The 13,450-nt window shown below is 68.3% G+C and carries 12 protein-coding genes; 1 reads left to right on the top strand and 11 read right to left on the bottom strand.

Annotated features, from left to right (window positions below; all coding sequences use genetic code 11):
• Nucleotides 1-51: 51 nt before the first annotated feature.
• Genes QOI01_RS00865 through QOI01_RS00825 form a run of 9 tightly spaced genes read right to left on the bottom strand, consistent with a single transcriptional unit; the run spans nt 52 to nt 10,216 of the window.
• Nucleotides 52-1,368, bottom strand: coding sequence for a UDP-glucose dehydrogenase family protein (locus tag QOI01_RS00865; RefSeq protein ID WP_526377702.1), 1,317 nt, complete (start codon nt 1,366-1,368; stop codon nt 52-54).
• Nucleotides 1,365-2,312: a glycosyltransferase family 9 protein gene (locus QOI01_RS00860; RefSeq protein WP_526377700.1), complete on the bottom strand. Its 948-nt coding sequence runs from the start codon at nt 2,310-2,312 to the stop codon at nt 1,365-1,367. Before QOI01_RS00860 ends, QOI01_RS00865 begins: the two co-directional genes overlap by 4 nt.
• Entirely contained in the window at nt 2,303-3,037 is a 735-nt protein-coding gene (locus QOI01_RS00855) for an SDR family oxidoreductase (RefSeq protein ID WP_526377698.1), read from the bottom strand. Before QOI01_RS00855 ends, QOI01_RS00860 begins: the two co-directional genes overlap by 10 nt.
• The gene (locus QOI01_RS00850; protein ID WP_526377696.1) at nt 3,034-4,452 is read right to left on the bottom strand and encodes a PfkB family carbohydrate kinase; all 1,419 of its coding nucleotides are present in this window, start codon (nt 4,450-4,452) and stop codon (nt 3,034-3,036) included. The genes QOI01_RS00855 and QOI01_RS00850 overlap by 4 nt, the downstream gene beginning before the upstream one ends.
• Nucleotides 4,449-5,018 (bottom strand): D-sedoheptulose-7-phosphate isomerase, encoded by a 570-nt coding sequence (locus QOI01_RS00845; RefSeq protein WP_526377694.1) that lies wholly within the window; start codon nt 5,016-5,018, stop codon nt 4,449-4,451. Before QOI01_RS00845 ends, QOI01_RS00850 begins: the two co-directional genes overlap by 4 nt.
• Complete coding sequence (locus QOI01_RS00840) at nt 5,018-6,043, bottom strand: glycosyltransferase family 9 protein (protein ID WP_526377692.1); 1,026 nt, start codon at nt 6,041-6,043, stop codon at nt 5,018-5,020. The genes QOI01_RS00845 and QOI01_RS00840 overlap by 1 nt, the downstream gene beginning before the upstream one ends.
• Nucleotides 6,040-7,533: an HAD-IIIA family hydrolase gene (locus QOI01_RS00835; protein ID WP_526377690.1), complete on the bottom strand. Its 1,494-nt coding sequence runs from the start codon at nt 7,531-7,533 to the stop codon at nt 6,040-6,042. The genes QOI01_RS00840 and QOI01_RS00835 overlap by 4 nt, the downstream gene beginning before the upstream one ends.
• The gene (locus tag QOI01_RS00830) at nt 7,530-9,194 is read right to left on the bottom strand and encodes a carbamoyltransferase family protein (RefSeq protein WP_526377688.1); all 1,665 of its coding nucleotides are present in this window, start codon (nt 9,192-9,194) and stop codon (nt 7,530-7,532) included. Before QOI01_RS00830 ends, QOI01_RS00835 begins: the two co-directional genes overlap by 4 nt.
• Nucleotides 9,191-10,216, bottom strand: a complete 1,026-nt coding sequence (locus QOI01_RS00825) for an NAD-dependent epimerase/dehydratase family protein (protein WP_526377686.1) — start codon at nt 10,214-10,216, stop codon at nt 9,191-9,193. The genes QOI01_RS00830 and QOI01_RS00825 overlap by 4 nt, the downstream gene beginning before the upstream one ends.
• Between QOI01_RS00825 and QOI01_RS00820 the strand changes: the two genes are divergently transcribed.
• Entirely contained in the window at nt 10,209-11,087 is an 879-nt protein-coding gene (locus tag QOI01_RS00820; protein ID WP_526377684.1) for a glycosyltransferase family 2 protein, read from the top strand. The two genes, QOI01_RS00825 and QOI01_RS00820, sit on opposite strands and share 8 nt — an antisense overlap.
• Before the next feature lie 10 nt (nt 11,088-11,097).
• Here the strand turns inward: QOI01_RS00820 and QOI01_RS00815 are convergent, their stop codons facing one another.
• Both QOI01_RS00815 and QOI01_RS00810 read right to left on the bottom strand, forming a co-directional pair.
• Nucleotides 11,098-12,327: a glycosyltransferase gene (locus QOI01_RS00815; protein WP_526377682.1), complete on the bottom strand. Its 1,230-nt coding sequence runs from the start codon at nt 12,325-12,327 to the stop codon at nt 11,098-11,100.
• Nucleotides 12,324-13,238: a glycosyltransferase gene (locus tag QOI01_RS00810; RefSeq protein ID WP_526377680.1), complete on the bottom strand. Its 915-nt coding sequence runs from the start codon at nt 13,236-13,238 to the stop codon at nt 12,324-12,326. The genes QOI01_RS00815 and QOI01_RS00810 overlap by 4 nt, the downstream gene beginning before the upstream one ends.
• Between the last annotated feature and the right edge of the window lie 212 nt (nt 13,239-13,450).

Here is a 13,450-nt window from a genome sequence, read left to right as displayed (position 1 = left end):
ACTTGAAATACCCGGGTGCAGAGCCACCAAACGGTGAGGGCGGTGACGCGACTAAAACCCCGTGGGCCGACCGTTTCCCGAGTACCGCAGCCCCGCGCCTTCGATGACGCCCGGGTCGAGGATATTCCTGGTGTCGAGCACCACCGCGTCGGGAGACTGCTCACCGATGGCGACCCAGTCGAGGTTGCCGAACTCGGGCCACTCGGTGAGGACGAGGATCGCGTCGGCCGCCTTGCTGGCACGGTACGGATCATCGACGGCCGTCACTCGAGCGCCTAGAAGGACACCGGGGTCGATGGCCGCCAACTGCGGGTCATAACCCTGAATCTGGGCGCCCGTCGCGGCGAGGTGCGCACACACCGCCAACGCAGGCGAATCGCGAGTGTCGCTGGTGTCGGCCTTGAAGGTCAAGCCCAGTGCCGTGACGCGTGCCGACGTCATGGGCAGCCGAATCATGCGTGCCAGCGTTGCCGCAATCCGCGCGGCCTGAGTCGAATTCGTCGTGCGGCACGCCTCGACTTCGGCCAACGAGACCCCATGCTGCCGAGCGGTGTGCACCAGGGCCGCGGTGTCCTTGGGCAGGCAAGAGCCTCCCCATCCCGGGCCGGGCTTCAAGAAGGCAGAACCGATGCGCTGGTCTGCACCCATGCACCTGGTGACGTCGGTGACGTCGGCGCCGATGGCGGCACACAGTTGCGCAAGCGAGTTGGCATAGGACAACTTTACGGCGAGGAACGCGTTGCTGGCATACTTGGCCAGCTCCGCACTCTCGGGGCTCATGCGCAGGACGGGGCCCGAATCCGGTCCATAGGCGCGACACACAGCGTCCCCCGCGACGTCGTCGAACGCGCCGACGACGAGTCGGTCCGGCTGCCGGAAGTCCTGAACGGCATGGCCCTCGCGAAGGAACTCTGGCGTCGATACGGCGTGAATCCCCCTGTGCTGCAGTCGTTTCGACGTGCGTCTAGTGGTTCCGACCGGCACCGTCGACTTGAGCGCCACCACGGCGTCCTGGCGCAGCACCGCGCAGAGCCGGTCGATGACCGAGTCGACCGCGCCAAGGTCGGCGGCTCCGTCGGCTGCGCTCGGCGTCCCCACACACACGAAGACGACGTCGCGGTCGGCAAGCTCGGCGTCGTCTGCCGTGAAACGCAGAGTGCCGGAGGACAGTCCCCCTCGCAGCGCCTCCTGCAACCCGGGCTCGTCGATCGTGGCGAAACCTGCTTTGAGACGGTCGATCTTGGCCAGATCCACGTCCACCGAGACGGTGTCCACTCCGCGTTCGGCCAGGCAGACCGCCGTGGTGAGACCCACGTATCCGGCGCCAACCACGCCCACCCGGATGTCGGCGGCCGACGCCCTGCTCATGCGCAACGTCCGAGCATGGAGCGGGTTGCGTCGAGCACGTCCGACGCCGTCAGCAAGAGTAGGCCGGCGTGCGGTCGGTCACCGTGCGGATCCCCGACGTCGCCGGCCCACAGGGCGAGATGGCGGCCACTGTCCCGCGGTCCCCACCGGCTCGGTGGTGTGGGACCGAACAGCAGAACCGACGGCGTCGCCGTCGCCGTCGCGACGTGTCCGACGCCGGTGTCGCCGCAGATCAGCAGTTCGCAGTCACTGATCAACGCGACGAGTGCCAGCAGGTCGAGTGTCCCTGCCAGCACGGCGGATTCGGCGAGGCCCGCCGCTGCGGCCACCTCCAGCGCCAGACCACGTTCCGCCGTCGAGCCAGTGACGACCACCTCGTGGCCGTCGTCGTGCAGCGCCGCCGCGATCTCGGCGAACCGTTTGGCCGGCCAGCGCCGCGCCGAGGCGGCGGCTCCGGGATGCACCACGACGACGCCGCGACGATCAGGATGGCCGTCAGGTCGATCGATGAACAGATCGTCGGGATCGCTGGCGATTCCAGCCCAGTCGAGCAGGATGCACCACCGGTCCACCTCGTGCAGGTCGGGCCGCCAGGGTGGCCCGGCGAGGTTCGCGTGCAGCGGATGTCGATGACTGAGCAGCGCGGTCGGCGCCAGGCGCAGCAGATGGTCCATGCTTTGCGGTCCGCTGCCATGGAGGTTGACGGCCAGCGCCGGGAAACGGTCCAACTGACGGACGTCCCCCAGCTGTGCGGTCGGTGCGAGTTCGTCGACGGCGCCGGTGAACAGGGCCAGCCCTCGATACTGGCTCGGTGCGGCGAGGACGATGCGACAGTCGGGAAAGTGCCGCCGGAGCCCTCGGAGTGCGGGTACGGCGGTCAGCAGATCACCGAGGCCCAGCGCCCGCAACACGTAGACCACGTCGCGCGGCGCGTCTACGGCCACGAAGACTCCGTCGATGCGCATACGACCAGCTCGCGGATCTCGCACCCTTGCGGTTGGGAGAGCGCGAACACCACGGTTTCGGCGACGTCCTCGGGCTGGTTCAGCTTCGCGTCGGGCGGTGGCTTGTACTGTTCCGTGCGTCCGTCGAAGAACGGGGTGTGCATGCCGCCCGGAATCAGAAGGGTCACACCGACTTCCCCCGCAAGCTCAGCGGCCAGGGCTCTGGTGAAGCCGACCACCCCGAACTTGGAGGCGCAGTATGCGGTGGCGTCGCTGACCGCCTTGATGCCCAGTGTGGACGCCACCGTCACGATACGGCCTCCGCCCGCACGCAGGTAGGGCAGCGCGGACCGGACGACGGCAGCGGTCCCGAGGAGGTTGACCACGATGACCTGCTCCCACTCCTTGGCGGGAACCTGTTCCAAGGTGCCGCACGAATCGATGCCCGCAGCGGTGAAGAGGCCGGTGATCGGGCCGTCGGCGCGCTCGGCCAGGCTGTCCACCGCGGCTTGAACTGCATCGGTGTCGGCGAGGTCGGCGAACGCGTGGGTGACGAGGGCGTTGGGGTCCGAGGGTGGCCTCTTGTCGATCACCAGCGGCGTGCCACCGTGACGCGTCACCGCCTCGACGGCGGCTGCGCCCAGTCCGGAGGCGCCACCGGTGATGATGACGTTGCCGAGAGCGGAATTGGTTCTGATAGTGGAATTGGTTACGGGACGGGTCATCTCACGTTCCTCCGCTTCGTTCGATCCGACCGCGCCGTTGCGATCAGCTGGGATGACGAGTAGCCGCTGATGGTGGGCACGATGACCACTTCCCCACCGTGCCGCTGCACGACGTCGGCTTCTGGGAGGTCGACGGCGGCGTAGTCGCCGCCCTTGACCCAGACGTCGGGACGGACATCCTGCAGGAGACGCTCCGGTGTGGGATCGTCGAACACGCCGACGACATCGACGCACGCCAGAGCCGCAAGTATTCTGGCCCGGTCAGCGGCGGGCATGATCGGGCGGTCGGGACCCTTCAGGGCGCGTACCGACTCGTCGGAGTTGATCAAGACGATCAGGGCATCGCCGAGCTGACGCGCCTGTCGCAGCAGCTTGACATGACCGGTGTGCAGCAGGTCGAAGCACCCACCCGTCGCCACCACGGTGCGGCCTTCGGCATGCCATCGGTAAGCAAGGGCTGCCACGTCGGCACACACGGAATCATCCAAAGCCGTTGCGCCACACAAGGAACCGATCCGGCCCGACGCAGAAGCCGGAGTCGATACGCTCGCCGCACCGCCCGCGGCGACGAAGCGCGCGGCAGCCTCCACCGCGAGCACCACCGCAGCCCTGGGATCGGCACCCTCGGCCAGTGCCACCGCGGCGGCCACTGCGAAGCGGTCTCCCGCCCCGCACACGTCCGGCCGCGCCGCCCCGACCGCCTCGATGATCGGTACACCGACCTGACAATGCGGCCCGCCTCGAAGGGACAACCGCGCGCCACGAGCACCCAGCGTCACGCAGATCGCCTCGGCCCTCCACTTCTGGCGAAGCTCGTCGACCGAGCTGGCGGCGCAGAAGTGCCGAGCCTCATCCTCGTTCGGCGTGACGAGCGCGCAACCGGGTACCGGCGTGCAACCGCGCGGATGTGGATCCCACAAGACAGGAGTAGCCGTCGCGGCGTGCGTCAACGCATCACGGATCAGCGGAAGCATCGTCAACCCGCGGCCGTAGTCGGCGACGCAGATCGAACGTGCCGTCGACAGTGCGTCGATGGCCTCGGCGGGCAGCGGCTGCGAGACATGGGTGGCGTCGCCCTGGTCGATGCGGAGCACCGACTGGCCACGGGCGCGCACCCGGGTCTTGGTGACGGTGCCGCCCACCATCGGCAGCGCAATGACACCAACGCCACACGCCTGCAACAGTTCGCGGAGCAGAGCGCCGCCTTCGTCGCTTGCCAGGCCTGTGATCAGCACCACGTCGTCCTCGTGCCTCGCGGCCAACAATGCGGCGAGTCCCGCCCCACCGGGACGATGCCAGACCCGCTCGGCATCGATCACCGGTACCGGCGCCTCCGGACTCAGCCGCGTCGCCGATCCCTCCAGGTCGACGTCGAGCATCGAGTCGCCGACGATGACCAGGGGACCGCGCGTCACGACTGCCCCGGCCCGAGCAGCACCTCGTCGATGGCCATGCACAGCGCGTGGACGAGCATCAGATGAACCTCCTGCACGGTGGCGGTCGTGGGGGCGTCGACGCAGATCGCGTCATGGCACGTTCCTGCGAGCGGATTCGGCGCCGCCCCGGTCAATGCCCACGTCGTCATGCCGACATCGTGGCCTGCCTTGACGGCGGCGAGCACGTTGGGGCTGGTGCCACTTGTGGACAGCGCCACCAGGATGTCTCCGCGCCGGCCGTGCGCCCGTACGCCGCGCGCGAACATCTCGTCGGTGCCGTAATCGTTGGCGATCGCCGTGAGCGCCGAGGTGTCGGCGTGCAACGAGATCGCCGACAGCGGAACCCGTTCGGCGCGGAAGCGCCCGACGAGTTCGGAAGTCAAATGTTGTGCCTCTGCGGCACTTCCCCCATTCCCGCACGCCAGTAGTCGTCCGCCACCGACGAACACCTCCGCGAGGTGACGGCCCCATGAGGCAACCCGGTCGATGTCGGCGGTAGTCCTGCCGATGGCGGTGACCAGCGCGTCGAAATGCGTCGTGATCATCATTCTCCCTTCGTGTGACGTGCCGCGCGCACCGCGGCAAGCAGATCCTCGTCGGTGATGCCGTCCAGACATGGATGGCCGGGCACCGGGCACTCGCGGGCCCGCGTCGCCCGGCACGGCGCGTCCTGATCGCCAAGCACGGTGACGGCGGCGCCGTAGGGACTCCACTGCGACACGGGCACAACGGGCGCGAACAATGACACCGTGGAAGCGCCGACGGCAGCGGCCAGATGCCCTGGCCCGGTGTTGGGCACGACCACGACCTGTGCAGCGGCGAATATCCCCGCAAGTGCTGCCAGGTCGGTGTGACCACCCAGATCGACTGCGCGGCCACCGGCGACCTGCGCCGTCAGCATCCGCTCCGAGTCGGACCCGGTCACCACCACGCGGTGACCGGCCTCGACCAGCGCGGCGACCATGGCAGCGCTGCGCGAGGCGCTGGGCATCCGGGCGGGCACCGCCGCCCCTGGATGGAAGACGACATACGGCATGTCGCCGATGCGCCGGGCCACGTCCTCGGGAACATCGGGAACCGACCGAAGCCGCAGGCTTCCGTCGTCGCCGTCGGGCAGCGCACATCCGCCCGCCTCGGCCAGCGACAGTGCGCGCAACGGTTCCGGAATCCCCGGCTCGACGTGGTGGCGCAGATCCAGCAGCGTGCCGGGGTAGTCCTCGCAGATGGCGCCGACCCAGGGCACGCCGGCCATCCGGCACACCAGTGCCAGCGGCAACGGCGACTGGTGGAACGACGTGAAGACGTACACATGGTCGGCACCGATGTCATGCAGCTGTTTCACCAGCGCCGCGACGTGATCCGCGGTCAGGTCCGGTGAGTCGAAGTCGACCCACGGCGCTTGCCATTCCACGATCTCGTCGACGCCTGGCAGTAGGTCGGCGGCGGCCCGCCCCCGCGGTCCGGCGAGGAAGAGAACCTTGTCGTGCGCCGCGGCGATCGCGCGGACCGCGGGACCGGTGATCAGTACATCGCCTGCGCTGTCCAGTCGGGCCACCACCGCGGTGCTCATCTCGACTCCCGCAGTACCATCGCCACCGCATCGGTGAGGCTCGCCGCCACCCGCGCGCGCACCCTGGCGTGATCGATCTCCACGCCAAGCGTCCTCGGCGTCGGCACCAGCACAGCGCGGGCGTTGGCCGCCAGGGCGGCGTTCACGTCGCCACCGGTGTCACCGATCATCACGCACCGCTCCGGCGGGACTCCCAAGGCGGTCGCGGCAGCGAGCACCATGCCGGGACTCGGCTTGCGGCACGCGCACCCGTCGCCGTCGTCGTGCACGCACACCTGCCACGCGTCGAAGGGGCCGAGGACCGCGTCGACCTTGGCGTTGACCGCGTTCAACTGTTCGGCGGTGATCAGTCCCAGGGCCACACCCGATTGATTGGTGACGATAGCCAACCGCAGACCTCGGTTGCGCAACTTCTCCAGCGCGTCCGCCGCGCCGGGCAGGGGCCGAACGCCGTTGGGATCGTTGAGGTACGGGCCGTCCGCGATGATGGTGTCGTCGCGATCGAGAAGCACGGCGAGCACCGGATTCGCCACGGCGCGACGATGCGTCCACTGCCCTGCCAGCCGGTGCCAGACCGCCACCTCGGGGATGAGCGCCGAGGTCATGGCGACGCGGATGGCCTCGGCACGTGTGTGCGGCCCCGGCAGGAAGCGCCGGACCGCGAACTCGAGCACGAGCCCCAGCCACGCGGCGGCGGCTGCGAGTCCGAGACTGCGACGCCTCAGCAGGACGGCGGCGACCGCCACTACCGCCGACGCCGTGGTCGCCGCATGCGCCGGCATCCGGCCCGGCCCTTCGCCGACGGCCCTGCGCCAGCCGCGGCCGAATTTGCGTCGCATCAATGCGTTGTCGCGGTTGCCGATCTGTGCGCGCACGCTGCTCATCGAGGTCGACGGAGCCACCGGATGCTCAGCCCGACGACGTCCTGACAGGATGCGACACCGGGTGGAGACGATCCGCAATGCCAGGTCCGAGTCCTCGCGGTACGCGCGGGGGAACCGCTCGTCGAAGCCGCCGACCGCCACCAGGGCGTCGCGTCGATAGACCATGTCGGCGGTGATCCAGTGCGCCGTCGCCAGTCGATGGGTGCGCCGCTCGTCGTCGGTCGCGGACCGCCCTACCGCCACGGGCACCTCCAGGACTCCCTGCGACCCCACGGCGCGCGCGGCCTCCGCGGCGTTCAGGTCGTCGGCGAGCCACGCGAGCCAGCCCGGCTGCGGCAGGACGTCGTCGTCGAGGAAGCCGACCCACCGACTCCCCGACGCGCGCCAGCCCATGTTTCGGGCAGCGGCCGGCCCGTGGCCGTTGCTACGAAGGATGACCAGCGGATGATGCGAGTTCAGTGTCAGATCCGGCGCGGCATCCGGGCGATCGTCGACGATCACGATCTCGTTGGGCCGCGGATCCGGCGTCTCGTCGAGCGCATCGAGCAGGCGCTGCAACGACTCCCGGCCTATCGTCGGGATCACGATGGAGCAGTCCAGAGTCATCGCCATCGGGGTCGCCGAACGACGAAGGGACCGATCGCGAGCAGGTCGATGGGTGAGCTGCCGAAGCACTCCAGCGCATCGCGCGGGCTGTCGACCATCGGGCGTCCTGCAGTGTTGAAGCTGGTGTTCACGACGACTGGTACGCCCGTCCGCTCGGCGAACCGGGAGATGGTGTCGTACAGCGGCTTCTGCGACGGCTCAATCGTCTGAATCCGCGCGGTGCCGTCGACGTGGGTGACCGCAGGGATGCGGTCACGCCACTGCTCGGCAACGTCGTGGACGAACAGCATGTAGGGGCTCGGCAGCGGCCCACGGGAGAAGATCTCGGCGGCGCGTTCGGCGAGCACCATTGGAGCTACGGGACGGAACTGCTCGCGTCCCTTGACCGCGTTGAGCCGCTCCAGGTTGCCGACGTGGCGTGGATCGACGAGCAACGACCGCCCGCCGAGCGCGCGCGGCCCGAACTCCGCGCGCCCCTGAAACCAACCCACCAACTGGTTGTCCGCCAACGCATCTCCCACGGTCGCGGCGAAGTCTGCAGGACGCTCGTAACGGACGCCGGCCGTGTCCAGTGCCGCGGCGATCTGATCGTCACTCCAGCCGCGGCCCAGCTGGGCCGACGGCATCGGAGCGATCGGTTCGCCGAGCTCGGCGGCCACCGCGAGCGCCGCGCCCAGCGCGGTCCCGGAGTCACCTGCGGCAGGCTGCACCCACACGTCGCGGAAGCCGCTCTCGGCGTAAATGCGCGTGTTCGCGACGCAGTTGAGCGCCACTCCGCCGGCGAGACAGAGCCGGTCGGTGTCGACACGACCACGCAACCACGACACCAGGTCCAGCAGTACCTCCTCGACGACGAGCTGCACGCTGCACGCCAAGTCCGCGTACTCCGGTTCGGGTCGGGCGAACGCGGAGGCCCGCTCGGGCGGAGTCGACGGCCACGGCGGCGCCAACGCCATCCAGTCGACGCGTTCGGTGCGGAATCCCCCGTCGGCGCACGCGAATACCCGCTGGCGCAGGTAGTCGGCGAAGCGGGGCTCACCGTAGGAGCCCATCGCCATCACCTTGTACTCGTCGCTGGAACGGGTGAAGCCGAGATGCTCGGTCAGGCCTTCATACAGCAGACCGAGCGAGTGCGGCAGTGACTGTGAGGCGAGGACGTCGAGCTTGAGGTCGCGGTATACGCCGGCCAACATCGACGACCGCTCACCCCGGCCGTCGACCACCAGCACCGCCGCCTCGGGGTCCGGCGACGCCAGCGCAGTCGACGCAGCATGCGCGACGTGGTGTCGCACGTGCCGCACGACGGCCGGATCGAGGCCGGGAAGCGCGGTCGCGAGGAAGCCGGGCGCCTTCTGAGCGAAGAGTGTGCGCAGATACTCCCACTTGTTGTCCAGACCGTCGAGTTCGTCGCTCTGGCCGTCCATCAGCGACGGATCGTAGGAGTACCCGACAGCGTCGATGTCCGACGGTTCGAGGCCGGCCTCGACGAGACACCAGCGCGCTGCCGCCGTCGGAAGTTCCCAAGTCGAGAATGGCACCGCCTGCTTGCCGTGCTTGCGCCGACTGAACCGCTCCTCCTCCGCGGCCGCCACCACGCGCCCGTCGATCACGAGCGCAGCAGCCGGATCGTGGAAGACCGCATTGATGCCAAGGACTTTCACGCGTGCCCTCTCGACGAAGCAATGGGAAGACCATCTACGTTCGCGCGGAACCAATCGACAGTGGCGGCCAAGCCGTCGGCGTAGTCGACCGCAGGCTCCCACGCCAGCAGCTCCCGGGCGACCGCGATTTCGGGACACCGACGCTGAGGGTCGTCGGCCACGGCGGCCACGAATTCGATGGGCGATGCACTACCCGCCATGTCCCGGATGAGTTCGGCAATCCGCAGCACCGTGAGTTCATCCGGATTGCCGATGTTCACCGGCCCGGCGAAGTCGCTGAGGGCCAGTGCCAGCAGGCCCGCGACGGTGTCGTCGACGAAGCTCAGGGAGCGGGTCTGAGTGCCGTTCCCCGACACCGTGATCGGTTCACCGTCGAGTGCCTGGCGGCAGAACGTGGGTACCGCGCGGCCGTCATCGGCTCGCATGCGCGGCCCGTAGGTGTTGAAGATCCTGGCCACCCCGATCGACAATCCACGTTCGCGAAGGTAGGCGAAGGTCAAGGCCTCGGCATAGCGCTTCGCCTCGTCGTACACGCTGCGAGGACCGATGGGATTGACGTTGCCCCAATATCCCTCCCGCTGCGGATGTTCCAGCGGGTCGCCATAGACTTCGCTGGTCGAGGCCAGCACGAACCGGGCGCCGCAGCGCTCGGCGATTCCCAGAGCGACCTCCGTGCCGCGGGAGCCGGCACGCATGGTCGCCGTCGGCATTCTCAGGTAGTCGACCGGTGACGCGGGAGACGCGAGGTGGAAGACGGTGTCGAAGAAGCTGTGCCCGTACTCCAGGGGAAGCGGCTCGCTGACGTCGTGTTCGAGGAACCGGTAGCCAGGCCGTCCCGACAGCCGAAGCTGGGCATTCGGGGCGCTGGTCGACAGGTCGTCCACACAGACGACTTCCACACCGCGGTCCAGAAGGGCTTCACAGAGATGGCCGCCGACGAAACCCGCTCCCCCGGTGACCAGTACTCGGGACAGTCCGGTTTGACGGGCCGGACTGCGGGTAGAGGCATCGCTCATGGCCATGAAATCACGCACCTCGTTCGTCATCGCCAGCCGAGACCGCTCGCCCGAGTTGGCGGTGGTCGTCGAGCGGCTGTTGGATACGACCAGCTGCCCGATCATCCTCGTGGACAACGCCTCCGAGGACGACTCGGTCGACGTGGCGGGTCGACTCGCGGCGCGGTCGGCTGGCCGGGTGAAGGTCATTGCACTGACCGAGAACCGCGGGGCGGTCGGCCGCAACGTGGGGGTCGAGAGTTGCACCACGCCGTTCGTCGCCTTCTGCGATGACGACTCCTGGTGGAATGCCGACGCAACGTCGATCGCCGAGGAGGTCTTCGACAAGCACCCCACCGTCGCGCTACTGGCCGCGCGGACCGTGGTGTGGCCGCAGCAACGCGACGACCCCGTGGTCGAGCTGCTCGCCGCGAGCCCGCTCGGCCACGATCCGGCCCTGCCAGGACCGTCGATCCTTGGCTTCCTGGCCTGCTCGGCGATGGTCCGCAAGGACGCGTTCGAGGCGGTCGGCGGATTCAGTCCGGTCTTGCACTTCCGCGGTGAAGAGCGCTTGCTGTCGTGGGATCTGGCGGCAAACGGGTGGGACCTGTGCTTCTGTCCCCAGTTGGTGTCACACCACCATCCATCGATCGTCCGCGCGACCAGCTCCTCGCAGAGGGCGCGCAGCACCCGCAACGACGCACTGACGGCATGGCTGCGACGTCCCGTCCGCGAGTGCGTGACCGCCGGAGCGGCATTGGTCAGAGCGGCAGCGGCCGATGCAGCGCACGCCCGTGCCCTCGGTGAGGCGCTGCGGCTATTGCCCGCGGTGCTCCGCGAGCGCCGAAGACTGCCCCCCGACGTCGAGGCGTCGCTCGCCCTGTTCGAGATCCCATGAGCGCGAATCGTCATCGGGCTGCCTGCACATCGGCCAGCGGGGCTGTCGCCAAGCGCCGGTAGACGGCCGTGATGTCGTCGGCGACGCGACTCCAGGTGTATCGCTCGCAGACTCGCTGCCTGCCGTCTTCGCCGAGCATCTGACGAAAGCGCGGCTGCGACAGAATGGGACCGATCGCGTCGGCAAGCGCCCTGGAATTGCGTGGCGGCACCAACCTACCGGTCACGTCGTTCTCGACGGTGTCGAGCATTCCACCGACAGCGGACGCGACCACAGGCACACCGCAGGCCATCGCCTCGAGCGGCACGATGCCGAATGGTTCGTACCAGGGCGTCGCGGCGACCACGTCGGCCGATCGCAACAGCATCGGCATCTCTTCGCGAAGCACCGACCCGTACAGGTGCACGCGGTCGGCGACGCCCAGCTGACCGGCCAGGCGCTGCAGTCTCGTCGCCTCCACGTCGGCGTCGAGTTCGGACTTGTCGGGACCACCGACGATGACGAGCTCGGTGTCGGAGAGATGTCGCATCGCACGGATCATGGTCTCGAAACCCTTGCGCGGCACCAGTCTTCCGACGGCGACGATGCGGTGCTTGCGGCCCCGCGACGCCGTTGGACCGTGCGGAGTGAACTCGTCGACGTCGACGCCGCACGGGATGACCGAGATCGCAGAACGGGGCCGACCCATCCGCACCAGTTCGCCGACCTCGTCGGAACAGGTAGCCGCCACCCAGTCGATGTTGCGCGCGACGATGGTCTCCAGTCGGATCCGGTCGGCGGGACTGGTGTCCTGCGGACCCTGGTGCAACCTCTTGACCACACCCAACGCATGGAAGGTCTGCACCGCGGGCACGTGCTGTACCGCGGCGGCTCGCATGGTAGCCAGACCCGACATCCAGAAGTGGGCGTGCGCGACGTCGGGTCGCCAGTCATTCCACGAGCGGCTCAGCGATTCACCGAAGGCGCCGATGTGTTGGAGCAGTTCGTCCTTGGGCACGTGCTCGGCGGGCCCCGCGGCCACGTGGACCACGGCGAAGCCCTTATCGGTGTCAACGCGTTCGGGCATGTCCGGGTCGTCTTGCCTGGTGTAGACGACGACTTCGTGTCCATTTCGGGCAAGAGCCGCCGACAACTCGGCGACGGCCACGTTCTGCCCGCCGGCGTCCACACCACCGAGATGCGCCAGCGGGCTGGCGTGTTCGGAGATCATCGCGATCCTAAGCGGAGCCGATGTCGTCATCTGCACACCTCCTCGATCAATCGATCCCACTCGGCAAGGAACCGGTCTATGCCGAAGTGACTCGTCGCGTGTTCTCGTGCCGCCTTGCCCGCCGTGACTGCGGAGCCGTGATCAGCGATGAAATCCGCTGCCGCCCAGCCGAGTGTGTCGACGTCGGCGCTGACCACTCCGGCCTCGGGCGGAACCGCCAGAGGCACCATGGTCGATGCGACGGCCACGATGGGCATACCCAGGAACATCGCCTCGACGAGCGAAAGGCCGAGCGACGTCCACCGTGCCGTGTGCAGGTATACACGCCTTCTCGCGACCTCGGCCATCAAGCGTGCAGCCGGTAGGTCACCGCGTCCCGTCACGCGCGAGCCACGCAACTCCCCGATGTCGAGTTCGTCGGTGCCGATGCCCCAGACGTCGATCGGCACGTGTCGACTCAGCGGTTCGAGGAGGTCGGCGCCGACCGTCCGCCACCGTCGCACCGGCTCATTGATCATCGTTGCGGCGGAGGCGATCTCACCGCTGTACAACGCTCCCGGATCATGGACGCCATGGTCGATGACCCGAGTCGGAGCCGACCCGTTGTCCCACATCAGCCGGTTGAAGTCCGTGACGTGGACCAGCGGCACGTCACTACGCTCCGCAATGGGATGCAGGCTGTCGACGGCGCTGGGACGAGGGGCGTTGTGCTCCAAGTAGACCGCGGGTACGTCCACGCCGGGACGGCGCCCGAGCCATCGCTCGGTCAGCTCGATCTCCTCGGGCCGCTGGAGCACCACCAGATCGATGTGTTGGGCTGCCAGGTCCTGGGTCGTGACCTCGGCGGCACTCGGCCAGTCCCGCCCGCAGAGACCGCGAGCCAGGTCGTCTCCCGAGAAGGGGACGAGATACCGGTGCGGTCCGGCGACGAACGACTTCATCCACGAGCCGTGAACGTGCCACACGAGTACGTTACGAGTCGCACTGAGCTGAGCCATGGCGAGGCGAATACCCTTCGACTAGTTGTCCAAACGTGATTGACGACGAGCAGAGTTGACGCAAGATGATCTCGCTGAAACTGCAGTTAGGCAGCAACTTTCGACTGATCGTCGGCGGACCGCGCAAAACCCGCGAGTTGTGTGCCGTCCTGTCG

The sequence above is a fragment of the Mycobacterium sp. genome, assembly GCF_032162605.1.
In the GTDB taxonomy this organism is placed as follows: domain Bacteria; phylum Actinomycetota; class Actinomycetes; order Mycobacteriales; family Mycobacteriaceae; genus Mycobacterium.
The sequence above is the reverse complement of the archived record's forward strand: the minus strand, read 5'-3'. Positions and strand labels throughout refer to the sequence as shown.

Excerpts from the sequence above, each read along its gene's own strand:
- QOI01_RS00865 (WP_526377702.1), bottom strand. The coding sequence starts at position 1,368 with ATGAGCAGGGCGTCGGCCGCCGACATCCGGGTGGGCGTGGTTGGCGCC.
- QOI01_RS00855 (WP_526377698.1), bottom strand. The coding sequence starts at position 3,037 with ATGACCCGTCCCGTAACCAATTCCACTATCAGAACCAATTCCGCTCTC.
- QOI01_RS00845 (WP_526377694.1), bottom strand. The coding sequence starts at position 5,018 with ATGATCACGACGCATTTCGACGCGCTGGTCACCGCCATCGGCAGGACT.
- QOI01_RS00840 (WP_526377692.1), bottom strand. The coding sequence starts at position 6,043 with ATGAGCACCGCGGTGGTGGCCCGACTGGACAGCGCAGGCGATGTACTG.
- QOI01_RS00835 (WP_526377690.1), bottom strand. The coding sequence starts at position 7,533 with ATGACTCTGGACTGCTCCATCGTGATCCCGACGATAGGCCGGGAGTCG.
- QOI01_RS00820 (WP_526377684.1), top strand. The coding sequence starts at position 10,209 with ATGGCCATGAAATCACGCACCTCGTTCGTCATCGCCAGCCGAGACCGC.
- QOI01_RS00825 (WP_526377686.1), bottom strand. The coding sequence starts at position 10,216 with ATGGCCATGAGCGATGCCTCTACCCGCAGTCCGGCCCGTCAAACCGGA.
- QOI01_RS00815 (WP_526377682.1), bottom strand. The coding sequence starts at position 12,327 with ATGACGACATCGGCTCCGCTTAGGATCGCGATGATCTCCGAACACGCC.
- QOI01_RS00810 (WP_526377680.1), bottom strand. The coding sequence starts at position 13,238 with ATGAAGTCGTTCGTCGCCGGACCGCACCGGTATCTCGTCCCCTTCTCG.